At 46.1% G+C, this 22,269-nt stretch carries 22 protein-coding genes; 17 read left to right on the forward strand and 5 right to left on the reverse strand.

Going from position 1 to position 22,269, the window contains the following annotated elements; genetic code table 11:
• Window positions 1-51 precede the first annotated feature (51 nt).
• Together fni and sppA are read left to right on the forward strand one after the other, a co-directional pair.
• Window positions 52-1,101, forward strand: coding sequence for a type 2 isopentenyl-diphosphate Delta-isomerase (fni, locus tag CHRO_RS07870; protein WP_015153673.1), 1,050 nt, complete (start codon window positions 52-54; stop codon window positions 1,099-1,101).
• 178 nt (window positions 1,102-1,279) lie between these two features.
• Window positions 1,280-3,127, forward strand: a complete 1,848-nt coding sequence (sppA, locus tag CHRO_RS07875) for a signal peptide peptidase SppA (RefSeq protein ID WP_015153674.1) — start codon at window positions 1,280-1,282, stop codon at window positions 3,125-3,127.
• 11 nt (window positions 3,128-3,138) lie between these two features.
• On the opposite strand, the gene CHRO_RS31820 is transcribed toward sppA, so the two are convergent.
• Window positions 3,139-3,279 (reverse strand): hypothetical protein, encoded by a 141-nt coding sequence (locus CHRO_RS31820; RefSeq protein ID WP_181824295.1) that lies wholly within the window; start codon window positions 3,277-3,279, stop codon window positions 3,139-3,141.
• A 28-nt stretch (window positions 3,280-3,307) separates the two neighbouring features.
• On the opposite strand from CHRO_RS31820, the gene CHRO_RS07880 reads away from it, so the two are divergent.
• The gene (locus CHRO_RS07880) at window positions 3,308-4,747 is read left to right on the forward strand and encodes a cation:proton antiporter (RefSeq protein ID WP_015153675.1); all 1,440 of its coding nucleotides are present in this window, start codon (window positions 3,308-3,310) and stop codon (window positions 4,745-4,747) included.
• Window positions 4,748-4,784: 37 nt separating this feature from the next.
• Here CHRO_RS07880 and CHRO_RS07885 read toward each other — a convergent pair whose 3' ends face one another.
• The gene (locus tag CHRO_RS07885) at window positions 4,785-5,489 is read right to left on the reverse strand and encodes a rhomboid family intramembrane serine protease (RefSeq protein ID WP_015153676.1); all 705 of its coding nucleotides are present in this window, start codon (window positions 5,487-5,489) and stop codon (window positions 4,785-4,787) included.
• Between the two features lie 235 nt (window positions 5,490-5,724).
• On the opposite strand from CHRO_RS07885, the gene CHRO_RS07890 reads away from it, so the two are divergent.
• From CHRO_RS07890 to CHRO_RS29495, 8 genes are all read left to right on the forward strand, one after another.
• A complete protein-coding gene (locus tag CHRO_RS07890) occupies window positions 5,725-5,907 on the forward strand; it encodes a hypothetical protein (RefSeq protein WP_041462922.1) in 183 nt (60 codons plus the stop codon).
• Between the two features lie 172 nt (window positions 5,908-6,079).
• Window positions 6,080-6,649 (forward strand): DUF4126 domain-containing protein, encoded by a 570-nt coding sequence (locus CHRO_RS07895; RefSeq protein ID WP_015153678.1) that lies wholly within the window; start codon window positions 6,080-6,082, stop codon window positions 6,647-6,649.
• 357 nt (window positions 6,650-7,006) lie between these two features.
• A complete protein-coding gene (locus CHRO_RS07900; protein WP_015153679.1) occupies window positions 7,007-8,017 on the forward strand; it encodes a zinc-dependent alcohol dehydrogenase family protein in 1,011 nt (336 codons plus the stop codon).
• Between the two features lie 96 nt (window positions 8,018-8,113).
• Window positions 8,114-8,605, forward strand: coding sequence for a DinB family protein (locus CHRO_RS07905; protein ID WP_015153680.1), 492 nt, complete (start codon window positions 8,114-8,116; stop codon window positions 8,603-8,605).
• An 18-nt stretch (window positions 8,606-8,623) separates the two neighbouring features.
• On the forward strand, window positions 8,624-9,418 hold the full coding sequence (locus CHRO_RS07910) for an SDR family NAD(P)-dependent oxidoreductase (protein WP_015153681.1): 795 nt from the start codon (window positions 8,624-8,626) through the stop codon (window positions 9,416-9,418).
• Window positions 9,419-9,542: 124 nt separating this feature from the next.
• Window positions 9,543-10,943 (forward strand): class II fumarate hydratase, encoded by a 1,401-nt coding sequence (fumC, locus tag CHRO_RS07915; RefSeq protein ID WP_015153682.1) that lies wholly within the window; start codon window positions 9,543-9,545, stop codon window positions 10,941-10,943.
• 60 nt (window positions 10,944-11,003) lie between these two features.
• Window positions 11,004-11,171, forward strand: coding sequence for a hypothetical protein (locus CHRO_RS31825; RefSeq protein WP_181824296.1), 168 nt, complete (start codon window positions 11,004-11,006; stop codon window positions 11,169-11,171).
• A 126-nt stretch (window positions 11,172-11,297) separates the two neighbouring features.
• Window positions 11,298-12,050, forward strand: a complete 753-nt coding sequence (locus tag CHRO_RS29495) for an SPOR domain-containing protein (protein ID WP_127023436.1) — start codon at window positions 11,298-11,300, stop codon at window positions 12,048-12,050.
• Between the two features lie 20 nt (window positions 12,051-12,070).
• Here the strand turns inward: CHRO_RS29495 and CHRO_RS07925 are convergent, their stop codons facing one another.
• On the reverse strand, window positions 12,071-12,460 hold the full coding sequence (locus CHRO_RS07925; RefSeq protein WP_219336108.1) for an MAPEG family protein: 390 nt from the start codon (window positions 12,458-12,460) through the stop codon (window positions 12,071-12,073).
• A gap of 334 nt (window positions 12,461-12,794) precedes the next feature.
• Here CHRO_RS07925 and CHRO_RS07930 point away from each other — a divergent pair, with 334 nt between their 5' ends.
• From CHRO_RS07930 to CHRO_RS07940, 3 genes are all read left to right on the forward strand, one after another.
• A complete protein-coding gene (locus tag CHRO_RS07930) occupies window positions 12,795-14,354 on the forward strand; it encodes a bifunctional ADP-dependent NAD(P)H-hydrate dehydratase/NAD(P)H-hydrate epimerase (RefSeq protein ID WP_015153685.1) in 1,560 nt (519 codons plus the stop codon).
• Between the two features lie 109 nt (window positions 14,355-14,463).
• Window positions 14,464-16,944, forward strand: coding sequence for an EAL domain-containing protein (locus tag CHRO_RS07935; protein WP_015153686.1), 2,481 nt, complete (start codon window positions 14,464-14,466; stop codon window positions 16,942-16,944).
• 311 nt (window positions 16,945-17,255) lie between these two features.
• Window positions 17,256-17,564 (forward strand): hypothetical protein, encoded by a 309-nt coding sequence (locus CHRO_RS07940; RefSeq protein ID WP_015153687.1) that lies wholly within the window; start codon window positions 17,256-17,258, stop codon window positions 17,562-17,564.
• Between the two features lie 175 nt (window positions 17,565-17,739).
• Here the strand turns inward: CHRO_RS07940 and CHRO_RS07945 are convergent, their stop codons facing one another.
• Window positions 17,740-19,092, reverse strand: coding sequence for an NAD(P)/FAD-dependent oxidoreductase (locus tag CHRO_RS07945; protein ID WP_219336109.1), 1,353 nt, complete (start codon window positions 19,090-19,092; stop codon window positions 17,740-17,742).
• Between the two features lie 174 nt (window positions 19,093-19,266).
• Complete coding sequence (locus tag CHRO_RS31830; RefSeq protein ID WP_181824297.1) at window positions 19,267-19,449, reverse strand: hypothetical protein; 183 nt, start codon at window positions 19,447-19,449, stop codon at window positions 19,267-19,269.
• 42 nt (window positions 19,450-19,491) lie between these two features.
• On the opposite strand from CHRO_RS31830, the gene zds reads away from it, so the two are divergent.
• The 3 genes from zds (at window position 19,492) to CHRO_RS07960 (ending at window position 22,263) form a co-directional block, all read left to right on the forward strand.
• Window positions 19,492-20,958 (forward strand): 9,9'-di-cis-zeta-carotene desaturase, encoded by a 1,467-nt coding sequence (gene zds / locus CHRO_RS07950; protein WP_015153689.1) that lies wholly within the window; start codon window positions 19,492-19,494, stop codon window positions 20,956-20,958.
• Between the two features lie 68 nt (window positions 20,959-21,026).
• Window positions 21,027-21,488 carry an SRPBCC family protein gene (locus CHRO_RS07955; RefSeq protein WP_015153690.1) on the forward strand — a complete coding sequence of 154 codons (462 nt, stop codon included), beginning with the start codon at window positions 21,027-21,029 and terminating at the stop codon, window positions 21,486-21,488.
• A gap of 274 nt (window positions 21,489-21,762) precedes the next feature.
• Complete coding sequence (locus tag CHRO_RS07960) at window positions 21,763-22,263, forward strand: DUF4112 domain-containing protein (RefSeq protein ID WP_015153691.1); 501 nt, start codon at window positions 21,763-21,765, stop codon at window positions 22,261-22,263.
• The last annotated feature ends 6 nt before the right edge of the window (window positions 22,264-22,269 follow it).

Genomic DNA, 22,269 nt, shown 5'->3' on the forward strand with positions numbered 1-22,269 from the left:
ACCCAAGACTGAGAAAATGGTAGTAAATGATGCTTCGATTTGAATCCACCTGTGAACCTTCCTACCAATTTGCCAGCAGCTACCGAATCTCGTAAAGCAGATCACCTGCGAATTTGCATCGAACAAGATGTCCAGTGCCAGTCTGTGACAAATGGATTGGAACGCTATCGCTTTACTCATACCTGTTTACCCGAACTAAATCGCGGTGACATTGACTTAACCACTACCTTTCTAGGTAAGAAGCTAGGCGCACCCCTACTCATTTCTTCCATGACTGGGGGTACAGAGCAAGCAGGCATCATCAATCGACGCTTAGCTGAGGTTGCCCAACACTATAAAATCGCGATGGGTGTAGGTTCTCAACGGGTAGCAGTGGAAAAACCGCAAGTTGCCGATACATTCGCCGTGCGATCGCTCGCTCCCGATATTCCCTTATTCGCTAACTTGGGTGCGGTGCAACTCAACTACGAATATGGCTTAGAACAATGCTTGCGGGTAGTAGACATCCTCGAAGCCGATGCCTTGATTTTGCATCTCAATCCCCTACAAGAGTGCATTCAACCCAGAGGTGATGTCAACTTCTGCGGTTTACTTGACAAAATCGAAAACCTGTGCGTGAAGCTACCCGTTCCGGCGATCGCGAAAGAAGTCGGTAATGGAATTTCAGGGGAGATGGCGCAAAAACTTATCAATGCTGGAATTGCAGCGATTGACGTAGCGGGTGCAGGTGGTACGTCCTGGGCAAAAGTAGAAAGCGAACGGGCAGAAACAGCCATGCAACGCCGCCTCGGACTCACCTTTGCTGACTGGGGTATTCCCACGGCAGAATGCATTATCAACGTGCGGCAGGCTGCCCCCAATATTCCTCTGATTGCCTCTGGCGGGTTGAGACACGGCTTAGAAGTTGCCAAAGCGATCGCCCTGGGAGCAGATCTTGCAGGTCTTGCCATGCCGTTTTTACGAGCAGCTGCCGAATCAGAATCGACCCTACACGCTCTTGCAGAAGTCCTAATTGCCGAAATTACCACCGTCCTCTTTTGTACTGGTAACGCTAACTTACAACAGCTCAAACAATCTCAAACTTTGCAGCGCGTAGCATAAATGATAGTTGTGGGAAAAATTAAATCAGTTGTCAGTTATTAAGTGACTAGTGGAACCAGTGGCTGGTGGCTAGAATGCTCCCTCTGCTCCTCTACTTCCTTGTCCCCCTTGTCTCCCTTGTCCCCCTTGTCTCCCCTGTCTCCCTTGTTCCCTTCCCTACTCCCTACTCCCTAGTTAAATGCGTAACTTCCTCAAACAAACTTTTGCTAGTGCCATTGGAACCTTGCTCGGACTGCTACTATTTTTTGGTCTGAGTATATCTGGAATGCTTGTCATATTGGTGGCATTGGCTGCTCAAGATAACGAACCGCAAGTTAAGGATAGATCGGTCTTAGTTTACGATCTATCTCTCAATATCACCGATGCCCCGCGTAACTCCAGTACCAGCGCTTTGATTCAAAATGCTCTTTCAGGAGAAAGTAACCGCACGATCGCCCTTCGCACGGTGCTAGATACCCTGGAAAAGGCAAGGCGCGACCCTAAAATTATTGGAATTTATCTCGATGGCAGCAATAGCGCCGAGGATGGCAGCAGTGGCTACGCCAAATTGAAAGAAGTGCGGGGAGCCTTGGAAAAATTCCGTGCTGCTGGCAAAAAAATTATTGCTTACAGCTCAAGTTGGGGAGAGAAAGAATATTATCTCAGTTCCGTGGCGGATACCATAGTGCTGAACCCCCTTGGCGCAATGGAGATTAATGGTTTGGGTGCTTCAACTCCATTCTTAACGGGGGCATTAGAGAAATTTGGTGTTGGGGTGCAAGTGATTCGGGTAGGTAAGTTTAAAGCTGCCGTAGAACCATTAATTCGTCAAAATCTCAGTCCAGAAAATCGGCAACAGACACAGAAATTATTAAATGATGTGTGGGGAGAGTGGCGCACAGCAGTCGGTCAAAGCCGGAAAATTAGCCCTAACCAGTTACAAGCGATCGCAGACGGTCAAGGTTTCTTGCTGGCAGAAACAGCTCAAAAACAAGGATTAGTAGACAAAGTAGACTATTTCGATCGCGTTTTGGCGCAGTTAAAGCAGCTAACTGGTGAGGAAAAAGAAAATAAAACCTTCCGCCAAATTAGCTTGAGTGCATATGCTGGGGTTTCTGGTAAGGCTTTGGGCGTAGAACGGAACTCAGAGAATAAAGTGGCGATCGTCTACGCTGAAGGTGATATTGTGGACGGTCAAGGAGAGGCGGGACAAGTAGGAGGCGATCGCTTTGCCCGGATCTTCCGCCAATTGCGACAGAATCCCAATGTCAAAGCTGTTGTCTTACGGGTAAATAGTCCTGGTGGAAGTGCCACAGCTTCAGAAATCATTCAACGCGAGATCCGCCTGACGCGGGAATCCAAAAAACCAGTCGTTGTCTCTATGGGCGATGTTGCAGCTTCCGGCGGTTACTGGATTGTCACCGATGCCAATCGGATTTTTGCCGAACCCAACACAATTACAGGTTCTATCGGCGTATTTGGACTGCTGCCAAATTTCCAAAAGTTGGCAAATAACAATGGTATTACCTGGGATGTGGTGAAAACTGGAAAATATGCCGACAGTCAAACTGTTTCTCGCCCTAAATCTCCCGCAGAATTAGCAGTCTATCAACGCGCGGTCGATCGCATCTACAGTACATTCTTATCAAAAGTTGTTGAGGGACGGGATTTACCGCAACAGAAAGTCGAGGAAATTGCCCAAGGTCGAGTTTGGTCGGGTGTCAGTGCCAAACAAATTGGGTTAGTCGATGAAATTGGTGGGTTAGACGCAGCAATTGACTACGCCACGAAGCAAGCCAAGTTAGGCGATGACTGGGAAGTAGCAGAATATCCCGAAAGTCGTTCTTTAGAAGAACGCTTATTTGGGCAAGTCTCTGATGGAGTCAGAACCGCCTTGGGTAACAATACTGCTGCAAACCAACTCGCACTACCAGCCCCAATCGCATCTGAAGTTGCTAAAATGCGCGACGAGCTAGCAATTCTGCAAGTCATGAACGATCCTTTAGGAGTTTATGCCCGTTTGCCATTCAATCTGACGATTGAATGATTGGTCATTGGTCACTGCTCATTTGTATTTATTCCCCCTTGTCCCCTTGTCCCCCTTGTCCCCCTTATCCCCCTTGTCCCCCTTGTCCCCCTTGTCCCCCTTGTCCCCCTTATCCCCCTTGTCCCGACTCCCAACTCCCGAATTAACGGCACAATGAGAAAAGTGACTTGAGGTTAAAGCATGAATTTTGGTGGACTGATTTCCGCAGCACCAGTATTTGACGCGATCGCCTGGTTCGATCCGATTCGCATCGGTAGCACTTCTTTACTTGCCAGTGCTTCAACAGCAGACAATGCTCCCTTCATTTTTGCTGGCATCTTAGCTAGTCTGGTTGTCATTTACCTAGCCAGTACCATTGGCGGGGAAGTTTGCGCGCGGCTGAATTTACCACCAGTTTTAGGGCAACTTATCGGCGGCTTGGTGGTAGGAATCTCGGCTTTACATCTGTTGGTTTTTCCAGAAGGTGGCGGCGACAGTTCTAATTCCCTGTTAATGAGTTTTCTGGAGGCTACGGCAGGATTGAGTGTAGATGGAGTGACGACAACATTTCAGATAGACAGCGAAGTGATCTCCGTTCTATCGGAAATTGGTGTGGTGATTTTACTATTTGAAATTGGGTTAGAGTCCAATTTACAAGAATTATTGCGCGTCGGGACTCAAGCTACAATCGTCGCGATCGTCGGGGTGGTGACACCATTTCTATTCGGTACTTTAGGCTTAATTACTTTATTTCACATCTCCACCGTACCAGCTATTTTTGCAGGCGCGGCTTTGACGGCAACTAGCATCGGTATTACGGCTAAAGTTTTGGCAGAACTCAACTATCTCAACCGTTCGGAAGGACAAATTATTATCGGTGCGGCGGTGCTGGATGATGTTTTGGGTATTATCGTCCTAGCAGTGGTTGCTAGTCTTGCTAAAACTGGAGAAGTCGAACTGACAAATATTATTTATTTAATCCTCAGTTCGGTCGTGTTTTTAGTAGGAGCAATTTTAATTGGACGCTGGTTAAATCCCTACTTCGTTCAGTTAGTCGATGCACTCAAAACTCGCGGTCAATTATTAATTCCAGCGCTCATTTTCGCTTTTGTCTTGTCCTACATTGCCACTGTCATCAAATTAGAGGCAATTTTAGGAGCTTTTACTGCTGGGTTAGTATTAGCAGAAACGCAAAAATGTCGCGAATTGAAAAATCAGGTCGTACCGATCGCAGATATTCTCGTACCGATTTTCTTTGTCGTTGTTAGTGCCAAAACAGACATCGGTGTTTTAAACCCAGCCGTCCCAGCAAATCGGGAAGGGCTGATTATGGCAAGCTTTCTGATTGTCGTGGCAATTTTGGGTAAAGTTGTCACTGGCTTCACCGTCTTCGGGCAAGAAAAAGTCAATCGTTTAGCGATCGGTGTGGGTATGATTCCTAGAGGTGAAGTAGGACTTGTTTTTGCTGGCATTGGTTCTGCTACTGGCGTGTTACCACCTGCCTTAGATGCAGCAATTATTGTCATGGTCATTGTCACCACATTTATCGCCCCACCACTATTACAAATTGTGTTTCAGCGATCGCCAGAACAGAATTTACCGCAACCAGAAGCGATCGCATCATCACCAGAGTCTCGATAAAGAGACGTTACATCAACGTCTCTACATTTCGTCTCAATTAATCGCGTTTCAACAATCCAAACATTGGGGCGAGAATTGCCCCAAATACAAATCCTCCGGCGTGCGCCCAATAAGCGACACCGCCACTTTCCATCCCAATATTGCTAGGAACTTGTAAACTAGCGATACCATATAAAGCTTGTTGAACGAACCACAATCCTAAGAAAAAAATTGCTGGAATTTGCAAGGTAGTCACGAAGAATCCCAAAAATACTAAAGTCAATACCCTTGCTTGGGGATAACGCAAAATGTACGCACCCATCACGCCTGCGATCGCCCCACTTGCACCCAATGAGGGAATAGTTGAATTTGGTGAGAAAAACCACTGAGATAACGCCGCTAAAACTCCACAAGTAAGATAAAAAATTAAAAATTTTACATGTCCCAAACGGTCTTCTACATTATTCCCAAAAATCCAGAGAAACAGCATATTTCCGGCAATGTGTAAGAAGCCGCCATGCAAAAATTGAGATGAAATTAATGTCATCCATTCTGGTAATTGCTGCGGTGTTGGAATGGGACATCTACCCACTATATTTCCTGACAATTGGCAAGGCACGACGGCAGCTGAATAGAAAAATTCTTGTAATTGTTGTTGGTTCAGGGTTAATTGGTAAAGAAAAATACCAATATTTGCACCGATTAATCCATAGGTAATATAAGGCGTAATTGATGTAGGAACATCGTCGCGCAAAGGGAACACGGCATTTTTCCTTATCGTGAAACTGCTTGTAAAATTTTAGCTTAAGTATTTTTTACCACAACAGAGGAAGTCAAAAGTCAAAAGTCAGAAGTCAAAACTTTTCTCAGAACTCACTTCAAAAAAATTACTCCTAAAGGTGGAGCAAAAATTACACCAAACCACATGTAAGAGAGAGGAGAGTGCATTTTCTTGCTGTATAGAATGATGCTAAATTAGCATGGATTTGGAAAAGATTATGTCAGAAGAAGAAAAAAATACGTCATCAGCTTCCGGCGGCTATCAAACCCCCGTTGAGGAAGACATTCGCAAAACTGGTAATGCGGCTCAAACAGATGCTAAGCCTTCTGCTGTACCAGAATCTGGCAGCAGCGATCAAATGGCTGAAGGTGGTGGCAATCAAGGCACTGAAAAGCGCTAGTATGTATCAGTTATCAGTGTAGAGACGTTACATGTAACGTCTCTACACAGTTGTCAGTTATCAGTTGTTGGTTATGACTTCTGACTCCTGAGTTTTAATTTTTAACTTTTGACGTTTGACTTTTAATTTTTGACTTCTCCCTTGTCTCCCCTGTTCTCTTGTTCCCTCAAAGATGGATACTCTAGAAGGTATTAGTATCGGTATTGCTCTCAGTGCGGCTTGTGGCTTTCGGATTTTTATTCCACCGTTAGTCATGAGTATTGCAGCTGTTTTCGGTCATTTACCCCTGGCTTCAGGTTTTGCTTGGATGGGGACTTATCCGGCACTGATAGCTTTTGCTGTGGCGACGACGGTGGAAGTGGGGGCTTACTATATTCCCTTGGTAGACCACTTGCTAGATACTATTGCTACCCCAACCGCGATCGCAATTGGTACTGCTATCACCGCTGCTTTTCTACCCGATACCGATCCTTTACTCAAATGGACTTTAGCCGCGATCGCAGGTGGTGGTACAGCTGGTACAATTCAAGGCTTAACGGGAATTGCTCGGATATCTTCTACTGCTTTGACAATTGGACTCGGTAATTCAGTCGTAGCGACAATTGAATCTTTCGGCGCGTTTGTTTTGTCAATCTTGGCGCTCGTATTACCTTTCTTAGCTGTTAGCTTAGCTGTGGTTTTAATTGTCGTTAGCTTGAGTAAAATAATTCAGATCTTGTATAGTAAAAAGCAGGTTGAATAGTTCGCATTTTCTTAAGTTGCGATCGTCTATTTTCTTTCAACTACGTCATAGAAGATCCCCCCATCCCCCCTTTTTAAGGGGGCGATAAAATTGGATATATGACAATGGCAAATGACTAATGAAGCTCAAAATGGGGGCGATAAAATCGGATATTTTACAATGACGAATGACGAATGACAAATTTATGACAATTAAAAATATTGCGATCGCCACTGTTTCAAATTTGACAATATAAGCAATCAAACTAGCTATCTATTTTTTCCATCCTAGCTAATGCTAGATCTGCAACCAATTTTTTTACTATGTAGAGACGTTACATGTAACGTCTCTACAGCCAGAACCAGATGGAGAATTAGCATGAAGCTATACGAAATTCAGAATTCCTTCGGTTTAGACTCTCTAAACATTGCAGAACGTCCAGATGCTAGCCCCAGTTACGGACAAGTATTAATCAAAATCCGGGCAGTATCCCTGAATTACCGCGATCTGATGGTGGTTAAAGGACTGTACAATCCCAACATACCTTTACCTCTAATTCCCTTTTCTGATGGCGCGGGAGAAGTTGTAGCAGTCGGGGAAGGAGTGACGCGGGTAAAAGTGGGCGATCGCGTGGCGGGTATTTTCTTCCAAAATTGGATCGCCGGAAAACTAACCGCAGCAAAAACCAACTCGGCTTTGGGTGGAGCCAGAGACGGAATGCTGGCAGAATATGTAGTATTGCACGAAGATGGCTTAGTACACGTTCCAGCACACCTCACAGACGCAGAAGCATCTGCTTTACCCTGCGCCGCCGTCACTGCTTGGAATGCCCTATTTCACTCCGGTAACCTCAAAGCAGGCGAGACAGTACTCGTACAAGGTACGGGCGGAGTTTCGATTTTTGCCCTTCAGTTTGCCAAAATTGCAGGGGCGCGAGTTATTGCTACCTCCAGCAGCGATGAAAAGTTGGAAAAAGTCAAGCAATTAGGGGCTTCAGAAACAATTAATTACAAACAATCTCCTCAATGGGGCAAAACCGCCAGAGAATTAACTGGTGGTGAGGGTGTCGATCTAGTTGTAGAAGTTGGCGGATCGGGAACTCTAAACGAATCTTTACGGGCTGTACGTATAGGCGGACAAATAAGTTTAATCGGCGTTCTCAGCGGTGGTAGTGGCGAGATTAGCACGGTATCGATGTTAATGAAAAGCGTGTGCGTGCAGGGAATTTATGTTGGTTCGCGAGAGATGTTTGAAGCCATGAATCAAGCAATTACGCTACATCAAATCAAACCAATTGTAGATCGTGTCTTTCCTTTTTCTGAAGCACGAGAAGCTTTGAAATATATGGAAAGCGGCTCTCACTTCGGCAAAATTTGTATCCAATTCTAAATTCCTATACGGGCGGGTTCACCGAAAATCTCTGCTAGTAGTAAAGCCGCTCGCTAAACTCGCCCCTACAATTCCCCAGCTCCCTTCAAAACTAATATGCTTGTCGAACACTTTCAAATGCTTGCCCGCTATAACAGTTTGGCAAATCACAAATTGTATCAAGTTTGTTCTCAGTTAAGCGATACGGAACGCAAGCAAAATCGACCTGCATTTTTTAAGAGCATTCATGGCACGCTCAATCATATTTTAGTAGGCGACCGCATTTGGCTGACAAGATTTGCAGGCAAGCAAATACCATCAACTATGCTCGATGCAATTCTTTACGAAGATTATGAGGAATTGTGGACGGCACGTAGAGTAGAAGATGAGCAGATTGAAACCTTTGTTGCCAATCTAACTGCGGAGTTTTTGCACGGGACGATCGAGTATGTAAACAATGCTGGAAAAACTTGTGCAGATCCAGTCAATTTATTAGTCGCTCACTTTTTCAACCATCAAACTCACCACCGAGGACAGATTCACGACATGGTGACACAGACTACAATTTCACCACCGTCTTTAGATATGCATCGCTTGATTAGACCTTAATCTGTAAGGAGCGATCGAATGGATCTTCAACTAACGGACAAAATCGCCCTAATTAGTGGTTCTACTGCTGGAATCGGCTTGGCGATCGCGACGATTTTAGCCCAAGAGGGGGCAACAGTAGCGATTAATGGCAGAAAACCAGAACGAGTTGGGAGTGCGATGGATAAAATTAGGCAGATTTATCCAGAAGCAAAACTACAAGGTGTCACGGCAGATTTATCTACCGCAGTTGGTGCTGAGTTAACGTTTCAGCAAGTACCAGTCGTAGACATTTTGGTGAATAATCTGGGAATTTATCAAGCCAAGGAATTTGGCGAAATCACAGATGTAGATTGGATGGAAATTATCGAAACTAACCTCATGAGTGGCGTGCGGTTATCGCGGCATTACTTACCGCTGATGCTGCAACAAAACTGGGGACGGATTATTTTTATCTCCAGCGAATCATCTGTGAATATTCCCGCTGAAATGATCCATTATGGCGTAACCAAAACCGCTCAACTTGCCTTGGCGCGAGGAATGGCAGAAACTACAGTTGGTAGTAACGTTACGGTAAATTCTATCCTGGCTGGTCCCACCAAGTCAGAAGGGGTAGAAACTTTCGTGCAAGACATGGCGCAGTCTGGCAATATCGATCCGAGCCAGGTAGAAAAAGAGTTTTTCGAGAAGACTCGCCCTTCTTCCCTAATTAAACGCTTCGCCACGCCGGAGGAAGTTGCGGCTTTAGTTGCTTTCGTAGCCAGTCCCTTAGCGTCTGCTATTAACGGCGCAGCCTTGCGAGTTGAGGGGGGAGTGGTGCGATCGATTATTTAAGTAGTAGGGGCGCACAGCCGTGCGCCCCTCTAGATATTGTATAAACCATGTTCGTATGGTTTATACAATTGCGAATTGGAGTGCCATAGGATGTAGGATGTGGTGAATTAAGGAATAAATGCTAATGGAACCCATGACTGCTCAAATCGGCACTCGGACTGAAACCGATAGTATGGGGACGATTGAAGTACCGAGCGATCGCTACTGGGGCGCACAAACCCAGCGATCGCTAATTTACTTCGCCATTGGCAACGATACCATGCCACGGGAAATGATTCGGGCGATCGGAGTTTTGAAACAAGCGGCGGCGGTTGTCAATCAAGAGTTGGGACAACTACCGGAAGATAAAGCGAGTTTAATCGTGCAAGCCGCAGAAGAGGTAATTTCTGGCAAGCTAGACGACCATTTTCCGTTACGAATTTGGCAGACGGGCAGCGGCACTCAAACCAACATGAATGCAAATGAAGTTATTGCCAATCGAGCGATCGAGCTAGCTGGGGGAGTTTTGGGCAGTAAAAAGCCAATTCACCCCAACGACCATGTAAATATGTCCCAATCTTCCAACGATACGTTTCCCACAGCAATGCATATTGCCGCAGCTGAAGAGATTTACCATCGACTGCTACCAATGGTCAAGAAACTGCGAGACGCATTGGCAGCTAAATCTGAGGAATTTCAGGAGATTGTCAAAATCGGTCGCACTCACTTGATGGATGCCGTACCTTTGACTTTAGGACAAGAATTTTCTGGCTATATCGCTCAATTAGATAAAGACTTAAACCGCATTCAAGCTGCATTACCAGATTTATATGAATTAGCAATTGGGGGTACGGCAGTAGGTACGGGTTTGAATACACATCCAGAATTTGCCGATCGCGTCGCGGCGAAAATTAGCGATCGCACCCAATTACCATTTATCTCTGCCCCAAATAAATTTGCCGCTTTAGCGGCTCACGATGCGATCGTTGCTGCTAGCGGGACGTTGAAAACCCTAGCAACTTCGTTAATGAAAATTGCCAACGATCTGCGCTGGTTGGGTTCTGGTCCCCGGTGTGGCTTAGGAGAGCTAATTTTACCTGCGAATGAACCTGGATCGTCAATTATGCCAGGAAAAGTCAATCCGACTCAGTGCGAGGCGATGACGATGGTATGCGTGCAAGTGATGGGAAACGACACCGCGATCGCAGTTGCCGGATCTCAAGGTAACTTCGAGCTAAACGTGTTCAAGCCTGTCATGATACACAACTTGCTGCACTCCATCCGATTATTAGCCGATGCTTGCTCGTCTTTTACCGAACATTTAGTTGTTGGTATTGAGCCAAATCGAGAACAAATTCAGCATTTCCTCACCAATTCCCTGATGCTAGTCACAGCACTCAACCCCCATATCGGTTACGATCGCGCTGCTGCTGTGGCGAAAAAAGCATATAGCGATCGCACTACGCTACGCCAAGCCTGTGTCGAGTTAGGCTACCTCACCGAAGTAGAATTCGATCGCCTCGTCCGCCCGGAGAAAATGATTTAATTAGGGAGCAGAGAGTAGGGAGGGACAAAGGGGAACTCGGGAACCCCACGACCGAAGGGAGTGGGGATTAGGGGGCGAAGGGGGACAAGGGAGCAACTACCCATTACCAACTCCCATTACCCATTACCTATTCTTCCCGTGTATCTACTGAACGTTCAATCGCAGCAGCATGAATCCAGAAAAAGTTTCCGCATAAATGCTCTGGGGGTAAGAGTGAGGGTGGGTTAATTTTTTTTTATATTTTTGTTGCTTGTACTTAGCCTAAATGCTAATTTTCAGCGTTGTGGGTGGGAATGCAGCGAAAATTGTTTTATATTCAATAACTACTCGACTTAAAGCACAAGGCTAGCTACGATGAAGCGGCGAATTCAATCTTCCATAATAACCAAATTTTTTAATTTAGATATTAGTAGGAACATGGCGATCGCGCCAGTCGTAACTCTATTGGTAGGAACATGGTTGGCAGTAGTTGCTAACGCCACTGAAACGCAACCCATAGCTGAAAACAAAAAAACAATTCCGAATTCCGCATTCCGAATTTCTAATTCTAATTTCACTCCCCGCGAACTCGACTTTCAAGCTCCCTCTTCTGCACCAGCTAACCCCGCATCAGTTAAGCCTTTACCAGTAAATCCCGTACCTACTCCTCGCACAACGAATTACTTGGTTTACGTAAATAATCCGAATGCATTGACGCTACAACGAATCAAACAGTTTGAGCCATCGGCATTCGTGCGCCAGTATCAACAAAGAAACGTGATTCAGGCAGGAATATTTCAACAAACTGCCAACGCCCAAAAACTAGCGATCGCCCTAGAATCTCAAGGCATTGATGCGCGAATTGTCAATCTTTCAACTGGAGAAGATACAGATTTTACAGGTAAATTTTATTTTGTCGTCATTCCTGCTAAACAAGACAAATTAGGTGCGATAGAACAGCGAATACAACAGCTAAGAATGGGAATGCCAGTCAGAATTAGCCAGCGCCAAGAACCGCGCACTCACGTAAGAGTGGGACCATTTTTGGCAAAAGAACAAGCCGAAAATTGGCGGCGCTATTTACGAGCTTCAGGACTGAGAAGGGCGCGAGTTTATTACGGACAATAGTTAATAATTGAATTAATAACCTAGAAAACTGCTAGTACAATTAAGGCGACCAAGCAAACAAACTGAATGCCTAAACAGAAAACTCGATACAACGGATTTAAGCCAGCTATGTGAATCAGTGAGTGTGCTAGCCGAAATCCGATGTATGCGACAACAAGTGAATCTACCGCTGTTCCAAATACGCCTCGAACTGTGAGCAGAAACACAACTCCTAAATATAAAGGTAGGTTCTCCACCAAGTTAGCTTGTACCCGATATAAGCGCCAAAGCAAGCTTTCATCATTTGGTGTGGCGAAATCTTTGACAGAACCACCAGCAGAGAGATGTCGAATTCTAACAACAATCAAAGAGACAACGACAGCGATCGTCCATACGATGAAAATTACTAAACCCCAAAGGGGAAAGGTCATATTCACAGTACCCATGACTGAATACATACAATCTGTCCTGGTAATGAGACTGCTGCTACTATAGCGTTCCTCACGCAATTGCTTTCAATCATCCTGGACTGCATATATAGCGCTCCTAGATGAATCGTGAAATCGATTGCCCGTGTAGAGATGTTACATGTAACGTCTCTACACGGAAAACGTTTGCAAATCAATTTGGATTGCTGTAGTTGCTGCTGATATGCGATCGCAGCACGACCCGAAAAACCGATCGCCTCAAGCTTTATGACTCAAGCGTTAAGCTGTAGCTCGATAAGGCTGGTAGTCTAGATAAAGTAAGCTTTGGATTTGAGCTTTGCTACCAGAACGATCTAGACGCAAACAAATTGAGCAAGTCGTAGTTACGGCTGAGCAGATGCGCCAGATTGAGGCGCGGATATTTGCTGCGGGAATGCCAGTAGCAGCTTTGATGGAAAAAGTAGGGGGCGCGATCGCCCGACGAGTGCAGACATTGTATCCCTATCCGCAGATACGGCGGGTCGGCGTGCTAGTAGGACCAGGACATAACGGTGGTGATGCGTTGGTGGTGGCGCGAGAGCTACATTTTCAAGGGTATGAAGTTCTCGTTTACCGTCCGATCGCCAAATTGAAAGAATTAACCGACCAACACGCACAGTATGTTAAGAGTTTGGGCATTCCACATTTTGAGGCGATCGCTGCCTTGCAAGATTGTGACTTGTTAATCGATGGCTTATTTGGGTTTGGCATGGAACGCCAAATCACCGAGCCTATCGCCTCAGATATTCACCAACTCGACCGCTGGTCTATGCCTATTCTCAGCATCGATCTCCCTTCTGGGTTGCATACAGATACAGGAGAAGTGCTAGGAAAAGCAGTTAAAGCAACGCGAACTTTTTGTTTGGGATTGTGGAAGCAAGGATTATTACAAGATCGAGCATTAGAGTATATCGGTACGGCAGAACTGCTCGATTTTGATATTCCCGTAGCAGATATACACGCTGTTTTGGAAGCGCCTAAAGTCAAGCGCGTGACGAGTGACTTGGCGATCGCCACTCTTCCCCTGACTCGTCCGCCTGTCACCCACAAGTACAAACAAGGGCATTTACTACTCATCTGCGGTTCGCGACGCTATGCTGGCGGTGCATTACTAACGGCTTTAGGTGCTAGAGCAAGTGGTGTCGGAATGCTGTCGATCGCCGTGCCTGAATCGCTCAAACCCCTGCTGAACGCGCAACTTCCTGAAGCATTAGTTGTAGGTTGTCCCGAAACCGATAACGGCGCGATCGCCCAGCTCGATTTACCAGAAGGAACCGATTTAGAATCATTTCAAGCTATTGCCTGCGGTCCCGGTCTGACTTTAGAAGCCACGCCGATTATCCAAGGAGTTTTAAACAACGATTGTCCCCTAGTTCTAGATGCAGACGGGTTGAATATTCTTGCCATTTTGGGGACGCAAAAGTTATCGCGGCGATCGTCTCCAACCGTCCTCACACCTCATGCAGGAGAGTTTAAGCGCTTATTTCCCGATGCTCCTAGCCCGATGCAAGACCGCGTTAGTGCTGTACGAGAAGCAGCGCAGACGAGCAAAGCAGTAGTATTGCTCAAGGGAGCGAGAACGGCGATCGCCAATCCATCAGGTCAAGTCTGGCTTAATCCTGAGAGTACGCCTGCATTAGCACGGGGTGGGAGTGGCGATGTTTTAACTGGATTACTGGGGGGACTGCTCGCCCAGGCAACCGCACAACATATCTCAGTAGATGCGATCGCGGCGTGTGCGGCATGGTGGCACTCCCAAGCTGGCATTTTAGCAGAACGAGAAAGAACTCAAATCGGAGTCGATGCATTTACATTGACGCAGTTTTTGATTCCAGTTCTGCATCAATCTGTAGGATAGTCGTTAAAAATCATACTTTTTGAGGGAGAAAAACTCTGTACTTAAATGGCAAGCTGAGAGAAATTAGCCTACGGCAGGATTTTCTGCTGCCAAAATCTCAGCAGCAAGTATGGTAGATCGGGAAATAATTCAGATAAGTAGAGCCTTAAGCGCCACCTACGATCTGCGGGTGGTTTTTCTTTCGCTAGCGATCGCGATTTTTGGTGCTTACACAGCGCTAGATTTGGTGGGACAAGTTATTTATGCGCAGGGAATTGCACGGAAATTTTGGACGGTTGGCGGCGCGATCGCTTTAGGAATTAGTGTCTGGGCAATGCATTTTGTTGCCATGCTTGCCTATCAATTACCAATTCCCATCTCTTACAACTTTGAAATCGTTTTACTGTCAATGGTAGTGGCGATCGCATTTGCTGGTTTGGGGCTGTTCCTCGTCAGTCGCCTACCGTTGAAATGGCTGTTGTTAGCGTCTGGCAGTTTTTTTGTCGGGCTTGCCGCTATTGGGATGCATTACATTGCTATGCAGGGGATGTTGGTAGCAGCAGAACCAATCTACGATCTGCGGTTCGTTGCTTTTTCCAATTTGTGTGCGGTTGGTCTGTCCTTTTGTGGCTTGTGGCTGACATTTCATCCGGCTGCTAAAGTTCTGGTTCCGGCTGAGAGTTGGCGCAAGCTGGGAAGTGCCATCTTAGCGGGAACTGCGATTGATGGAATGCACTACCTGGCGATGGCGGGAGTCGATTTCTATCCCAGCGTCCAAAAATTAAGCACGATGCCTGCTGGCATTGATAACTACGTGCTGGCAATTACGATTGGTGTTGCAACTTTGGCGATCTTATTATTGGGTGGCTTGGCTTCTTTTTTTGGTCAACAACTCAGAGCAGAAATCGCCAGAGTTGAAGCAATACGAGAAAGTGAAAAGCGATATCAAGAATTATTCGAGCTGGCTCCCGATGCCTATTTTTCCCTGACACCTGATGGCACAATCCAATCGGCAAATCAGTTTAGTGCTGAGTATTTAGGCTATAGCCAAGAAGAACTAATTGGTAGTTCGGCTTGGATGACAGTTTACGAAGCCGATCTTCCTTGGGCGCAGCAGTGGATGGAGAGCATGTTTCGCGACAGAGTGACGACGAGCGAAATCGAACTGCGAAAAGTGCGTAAAGATGGCTCGGTGTTTTGGATTCGCGAACGCAGCAAATTAATTTTAGATGCAATAGGGACACCTGTAGGACTGAATACGATTTGCCGCGACATTACCCAATTGAAACAAGTAGAAGAACAATTGCGGCAGAATGCGTTTCACGATCCGCTCACGGGATTACCCAATCGCGTGCTGTTTATGGATCGCTTGCAATTAGCGATCGAGCATCACAAAAGGCATCCAGAAGATTTTTTCGCCGTTTTGTTTCTAGATTTAGACCGCTTTAAAGTCATTAACGATAGTTTAGGGCATTTACTGGGCGATCGCTTACTCATGGCGATCGGCGATCGCCTTAAAGAATGTCTGCGTCCTATAGATACGGTAGCGCGGCTCGGGGGAGACGAATTTACAATTCTGATCGAGGATATTACCGATGTTAGCGATGCAATTCGCGTTGCCGAACGAGTCAATACTGCGCTTGCTGTGCCGTTTCATTTAGACGGACAGGAAGTTTTCACCGCTGCCAGTATTGGTATTGCCTTAAGTACCACTGGTTATGAAAACTCCGAAGACGTGCTGCGAGATGCCGATCTTGCCATGTATCGCGCCAAAAGCCAGGGAACGTCAGGCTATCAGATATTTAACCCTGACATGCACGCTAGGGCAGTAGCACTGTTGCAATTGGAAACAGATCTAAGAAATGCTGTGGAACGACAAGAGTTTCGCCTGTACTATCAACCAATTATCTCGCTAGCTACAGGTAGAATTGTCGGTTTTGAGGCTTTGATTCGCTGGCAACATCCCCAATACGGTTTGCAAAACCCCAGCCAATTTATCCACGCCGCAGAGGAGGCGGGACTGATTAACCGCATCTGTCAGTGGGTACTCTACACGGCTTGCGCTCAATTAGCTCAGTGGCAAAGGCAATTTCCTGCGATCGCACCTTTAACGATGAGTGTAAATATTTCTGGCAAGCAGTTCAGTCAACCCCAGCTCAGCCAGCAAGTACAGCAAGCTTTACAGGATACAGAATTAAGTGCCGAATGCTTGCACCTAGAGATTACTGAAGGCGCAATTATGGATGGAGCCGGAGCCGCACCCGATCTCCTCTGGCAGTTACGAAATTTAGGCGTGCAATTATGGATCGATGACTTTGGCACGGGATACTCATCTCTAGGGCGGCTCTATCACTTTCCGATTCACGGTTTAAAGGTCGATCGCTCCTTTGTGGCACAAATTGAAAACGCTGACAACGTCCCCCTTGTGGAAACTATCCTCACTCTCGCTCGCCAGCTCGAACTAGAGGTGACAGCCGAAGGAGTAGAAACCGCAACACAACTTACCCGACTGCGAGCTTTACAGTCCGAATACGCACAAGGCTACTTTTTCTCTCCTGCTGTAGATGGGGAAGCAGCAACAGCCTTACTGAGTCAAAATCTGCAATGGTAAAAAAGTTGAAAGTCGTAAGTCGAACAAGGGATAGGGGGAGTAATTCTAGCCACTAGTCACCAGCCACTAGCCACTAATAACTGATAAATCTGTAGCTTTTCATCTTGACACAGCCGATCGCCAAATTGCGAGATTTTTATCAGGGTTTTTAACTTGTATTATTTGTTTACACTTACCTATTAATACTTAACGATCGCTGGCTCCCAATTAAGAATATCTTAATTTCAGTAATTTTTCTGACCCAGAAAATGTGCGGATAAATTATGTTTGATTTGTCTGCTTCATGAAATTTTTTTGAACTTAAACGGAAAATGCTGACTGGAAAGCAACTCACATACACACTTCTCTCTACTGCCACTTTTTTCTTTCCTACATTGGTTCGAGCTGAAGCAAATACCAATGCATACCCGGCAGAAGTCGTACAAAGTTTTATGCAGGAATGCACGGAAAAAAGTGGTAAAAAACAAGTCTGTGCTTGCGTCCTCGATCGCATTCAAGACGACTACGATCTCGAACAGTTTTCTAAACTAGAAAAAAAGTACAGAGCAACTGGCAAAATTCCCAAAGAAGTCAAGAAGTTTATGTTTGGCTGCGTTGCCAGCAATCTTGCTAATAATTGAGTCATTTGTCATTTGTGAATGATTAGTGTTCTTAGTTACGACTTACGACTTCTCGTTTATCATTTGTAGACTTACCAATAACTAATGAATCATTAGTCAGTTGTCAATATTTCTTTGGGCGTACCAATGACAAATGACGAATGACTAATGACAAACTATCAAGCCGATAACTTAACTAGGTGTGAGTAGTAACTACGTTCGCGCGATCGCCTGACGGCGCGTAATAATCACCGTTTTCATCAATCCCTAACTGAAGTAATGATTCTTCGCCAGTAATTAACCTCGCTCCTCGCTTGCGGGTGAAATAGTTCCAGCCCCACTGGAAAATTACTACCAACTTATTGTCAAATTCAATCAGGTAGTAAATATGCACGAACAGCCAAATTAACCAAGCAAAAAGACCTGAGAACTTGACGAAACGTAAATCTACGACTGCGGCATTGCGTCCGATCACCGCTAGGCTGGCGATATCAACGTAGCGGAAAGGAGTGACAGCTTGTCCCTGAAGCCTGCGTTGGATCAGTTCTGCTACATATTGCCCTTCTTGCATGGCTACGGGTGCGACTCCTGGTAAAGGTTTGTCATCTTGGTGCGAATAATTCGCCAAATCGCCAATGATGAAAATATTGGAATAGTTAGCCAGACTTAGATCGGGTTCGACAATGACTCGTCCCGCCCGATCGAGTTGCGCCCCCGTGCGTTGGGCGATCGCTTCTCCCATCGATGAAGCCTTCACACCCGCTGCCCATAAAACCGTCCGCGCAGGAATGGATTCAATATTCTCACCTTGACGAATCGTCACAGCATCCTCGGTGACGTTCGTAACTAAAGTCTTAGTTTTGATCGTTACGCCCAATCGCTCTAAAGAGTGCGCCGCTTGAGCCGATAACTTTGGATCGTAGGGTGGTAGGATGCGATCCATACCCTCTATCAGCAAGATTTGGGTTTCTTTGGTGTCTATATTGCGAAAATCGCGCTTTAACGTACTGTAAGCAAGCTCCGCGATCGCCCCAGCTAATTCTACTCCCGTTGGTCCCCCGCCCGCGATCGCAAAAGTCAACCAAGCACGACGTTTTTCTGGATCGGTTTCCTTTTCCGCTGCTTCAAAAGCTAGAAAAATCCGCCGTCGCATTTCTAAAGCATCTTCTACAGTTTTGAGTCCTGGTGCAACTTCTGCCCAGTTATCGTTACCGAAATAATGGTGACTTACCCCAGTCGCGACAATCAGGCTATCGTAGGCTAATTCGCCATTCCGCAAAATAATTTTTTGCTGTTGAGGATCGAGATCGATGACTTCGCCCATCAGCACTCTAGTGTTTTTTTGTCGATTCAAAATCGCCCGCAACGGCGACGAAATATCGGCTGGGGAGAGAGTCCCCGTAGCAACTTGATAGAGCAGGGGTTGAAACAGATGAAAATTCCGCTTATCCACTAGAGTGACATCGAAACCACTTTTTCCTAATGCTTTGGCTGCATACAGCCCAGCAAAGCCGCCACCAACGATGACAACTTTATGAGGAGTTTTCATAGGTTCTACCATAAGTTAGATGCTAAATTTTCTCTACTTTTACTACCTACAGAGCTTTGTTGCGTCATTAAGCAAAGATCTGTACCTTTGCCAATACTTGCTTCACAGATTTTAATCCCAGATTACTGCGATCGCCACTTTTTGGGCGTAGCGACAGTTACCAGTTGTCAGTTATTAGGGAGCAGGGACGAGCTGGGAGCAGGGGAAGAAGATATTAACTTCTCCTCGTCCCCTTGTCCCCCTTGTCCCCCTTGTCCTCCTTGTCCCCCTTGTCCCCCTTGTCCCCCTTATCCCCCTTGTCCCCCTTATCCCCCTTGTCCCCCTTGTCCCCCTTGTCCCCCGACTCCCGACTCCCACTCCCTGTTAATATACGTAAAGAAACTGAGCGGGTAATAACACATGCGGGTTGCGATTGTCGGTGCGGGGCTGGCTGGGCTAGCAACTGCCGTCACGTTGGCGGATGCTGGCTGGGAAGTAGAGATTTATGAGTCTCGCCCCTTTGTAGGTGGAAAAGTTGGGAGTTGGATAGATCCCGATGGTAACCATGTTGAGATGGGGTTGCACGTCTTTTTTGGCAATTATTACCAGCTATTTGAATTAATGAAGCAGGTAGGGGCATTTGAACACCTACTGCGAAAAGAACACGTCCATAATTTTATTAATAAAGGCGGACGCACCGGAGCGTTAGATTTTCGCTTTATTACAGGTGCGCCATTTAATGGATTAAAAGCCTTTTTCACGACTTCGCAGCTGTCACTACAAGATAAAGTGCAAAATGCGATCGCCCTCGGTACTAGCCCCATCGTGCGGGGTTTAATCGACTTTGAGGGGGCAATGAAAACAATCCGCAGCCTCGACAACATCAGTTTTGCTGACTGGTTCCGCCGTCAGGGTGGCAGCAATGGTAGCATCAAGCGGATGTGGAACCCAATTGCCTATGCTTTAGGTTTTATCGACTGCGAGCATATTTCTGCTCGTTGCATGTTGACAATTTTCCAAATGTTTGCTGCTAGAAGCGAGGCTTCGGTGTTGCGGATGTTGGAAGGTTCGCCGGATGAGTTTTTGCACAAACCAATTGTGAAGTATTTAGAGGATAGGCAGGTCAAAATTTTCACGCGGCGGCGAGTCAGAGAAATTCAATTTGCCCAAGACAGGGGAGAAACCAGCGTCACGGGCATAGTTGTTGCTAGTGGCGAGACAGAAGAAACAATTACTGCCGATGCCTATGTCTGTGCTTGCGATGTCCCGGGAATTCAACGGCTCTTACCTGCGGCATGGCGGCAATGGTCGCAATTTGACAACATTTATAAGTTAGAAGCAGTACCAGTTGCAACGGTACAATTGCGGTTTGATGGTTGGGTGACAGAACTGCAAGACGCTCAAAAACGCCAGCAATTGCAGCAAGCCGCAGGCATCGATAATTTACTGTATACACCGGATGCCGACTTTTCTTGTTTTGCAGACTTGGCTTTAACTAGCCCGACAGATTATTACCGCGAGGGACAGGGTTCTTTATTGCAACTGGTACTGACACCAGGCGATCCTTTCATTAAAGAAAGTAACGAGGCGATCGCTCAACACGTCCTCAAGCAAGTCCACGAACTATTCCCCTCGTCGCGGGAGTTAAATATGACTTGGCATAGCGTCGTCAAGTTAGCGCAGTCTCTCTATCGCGAAGCACCAGGGATGGAACCGTATCGCCCTTATCAAACTACGCCAGTAGCAAATTTCTTCCTAGCGGGGAGCTACACCCAGCAAGACTACATCGATAGTATGGAAGGGGCAACACTTTCGGGGCGATTGGCAGCGAAAGCAATTCTGGCAAGTGAAAAACTAGCCAGCCAAGGTGAGTTGTCGGCTGTATAGGTAGACGCAGGCGCGGTAGTAGCTTCGAGCGATACTGCATAGACACTAAACAACCAGAGGAAAAGTCAATGCCAGATTGGTTAGAGCATAGCGTACAGGTTGAAGTGCCAGTTCCCGTTGACCAAGTATGGGAATTGTGGTCAGATCTAGAGCAGATGCCGCGTTGGATGAAGTGGATTGAGTCGGTAAAAGTGCTGGAGGATAACCCTGATTTGTCACGCTGGCATTTAAATACGGGGGGATTGCAGTTCGACTGGCATTCGCGCATTTTGAAGAAAGTACCAAATCAAATTATTCAATGGGAATCTGTGGATGGTCTGCCCAATCAAGGCGCAATTCGGTTTTACGATCGCCACAACAGTACCATTGTTAAGCTCAGCGTTGCCTATGCCTTTCCAGGAATTTTAGGAAAAATTATGGATAGCCTATTTTTAGGTCGTGCAGTCGAATCGACGCTGCAAGCCAACATGGAAAGATTCCGCGATTATGCCATTCAAGCTCAAGCCCAAAAGCAAGGGGTTAGTTGTTAGTTGTTAGTAATTGGTTGATGGTTGTAGGGGCGGGTTCACCAAAAAACTTTGTTTGTAACCGAGATTTCAGGTAAACCCGTCCCTACAGCAGTAGTAAGTGGCAATACCCACATTTCACACCCTATTGCTAGGTAAATATGGCTATAGGTACAACCCATAGTGTATTCAGCTATGTTTAGATTGACAGTAATAGCCTTTGTGCCAAAGTTCAATTTGCAGTCAATAATCGAGTTATTTTCCCTAGTCCCTAGCCCCTAACTCCTCACCCCTCATTATGTCTCGGACTTCGCCAATTCCTGTTGTGACAAATCATCCCAGGCTTGCTATTATTCAACGCTTGCGTAAGCTAACACACCTAATGGATAATGCGATCGCAATTCCAGGGACGAAGTTTCGCATTGGTTTAGACCCCATTTTAGGATTGCTACCAGGAGCGGGAGATTTTATCGGCACGGCGCTTTCGGCATATATCGTACTGGAAGCCGTGCGCTTGGGACTTCCCAAAGAGACATTGGGAAAAATGGTGAGTAATATTCTGTTAGAAAGCGTAGTTGGTACTGTCCCAGTGGTGGGTGATTGGTTTGACTTTGCCTGGAAAGCCAACGTTAAGAATCTGGAGCTAATAGAGACACATTTGGGGGTAACAAATACTAGTAAGCCTGCCAATCGCTGGTTGATGTTTCTACTGGTAGTAGGGTTCTTAATTATTGGTATAGGTTTAGTGACCTTGAGTGTGCTAGTTTTTAAACTGCTCTTAAATGCAGTGACTAGCTAATTGAGG

The organism is Chroococcidiopsis thermalis PCC 7203, from assembly GCF_000317125.1.
GTDB lineage: Bacteria > Cyanobacteriota > Cyanobacteriia > Cyanobacteriales > Chroococcidiopsidaceae > Chroococcidiopsis > Chroococcidiopsis thermalis.

What these genes read in the sequence shown, in the direction of transcription:
- sppA (WP_015153674.1), top strand. Translation starts at nt 1,280, where the DNA reads ATGCGTAACTTCCTCAAACAAACTTTTGCTAGTGCCATTGGAACCTTG.
- CHRO_RS07880 (WP_015153675.1), top strand. Translation starts at nt 3,308, where the DNA reads ATGAATTTTGGTGGACTGATTTCCGCAGCACCAGTATTTGACGCGATC.
- CHRO_RS07890 (WP_041462922.1), top strand. Translation starts at nt 5,725, where the DNA reads ATGTCAGAAGAAGAAAAAAATACGTCATCAGCTTCCGGCGGCTATCAA.
- CHRO_RS07895 (WP_015153678.1), top strand. Translation starts at nt 6,080, where the DNA reads ATGGATACTCTAGAAGGTATTAGTATCGGTATTGCTCTCAGTGCGGCT.
- CHRO_RS07900 (WP_015153679.1), top strand. Translation starts at nt 7,007, where the DNA reads ATGAAGCTATACGAAATTCAGAATTCCTTCGGTTTAGACTCTCTAAAC.
- CHRO_RS07905 (WP_015153680.1), top strand. Translation starts at nt 8,114, where the DNA reads ATGCTTGTCGAACACTTTCAAATGCTTGCCCGCTATAACAGTTTGGCA.
- CHRO_RS07910 (WP_015153681.1), top strand. Translation starts at nt 8,624, where the DNA reads ATGGATCTTCAACTAACGGACAAAATCGCCCTAATTAGTGGTTCTACT.
- fumC (WP_015153682.1), top strand. Translation starts at nt 9,543, where the DNA reads ATGGAACCCATGACTGCTCAAATCGGCACTCGGACTGAAACCGATAGT.
- CHRO_RS29495 (WP_127023436.1), top strand. Translation starts at nt 11,298, where the DNA reads ATGAAGCGGCGAATTCAATCTTCCATAATAACCAAATTTTTTAATTTA.
- CHRO_RS07925 (WP_219336108.1), bottom strand. Translation starts at nt 12,460, where the DNA reads ATGACCTTTCCCCTTTGGGGTTTAGTAATTTTCATCGTATGGACGATC.
- CHRO_RS07935 (WP_015153686.1), top strand. Translation starts at nt 14,464, where the DNA reads ATGGTAGATCGGGAAATAATTCAGATAAGTAGAGCCTTAAGCGCCACC.
- CHRO_RS07940 (WP_015153687.1), top strand. Translation starts at nt 17,256, where the DNA reads ATGCTGACTGGAAAGCAACTCACATACACACTTCTCTCTACTGCCACT.
- CHRO_RS07945 (WP_219336109.1), bottom strand. Translation starts at nt 19,092, where the DNA reads ATGAAAACTCCTCATAAAGTTGTCATCGTTGGTGGCGGCTTTGCTGGG.
- zds (WP_015153689.1), top strand. Translation starts at nt 19,492, where the DNA reads ATGCGGGTTGCGATTGTCGGTGCGGGGCTGGCTGGGCTAGCAACTGCC.
- CHRO_RS07955 (WP_015153690.1), top strand. Translation starts at nt 21,027, where the DNA reads ATGCCAGATTGGTTAGAGCATAGCGTACAGGTTGAAGTGCCAGTTCCC.
- CHRO_RS07960 (WP_015153691.1), top strand. Translation starts at nt 21,763, where the DNA reads ATGTCTCGGACTTCGCCAATTCCTGTTGTGACAAATCATCCCAGGCTT.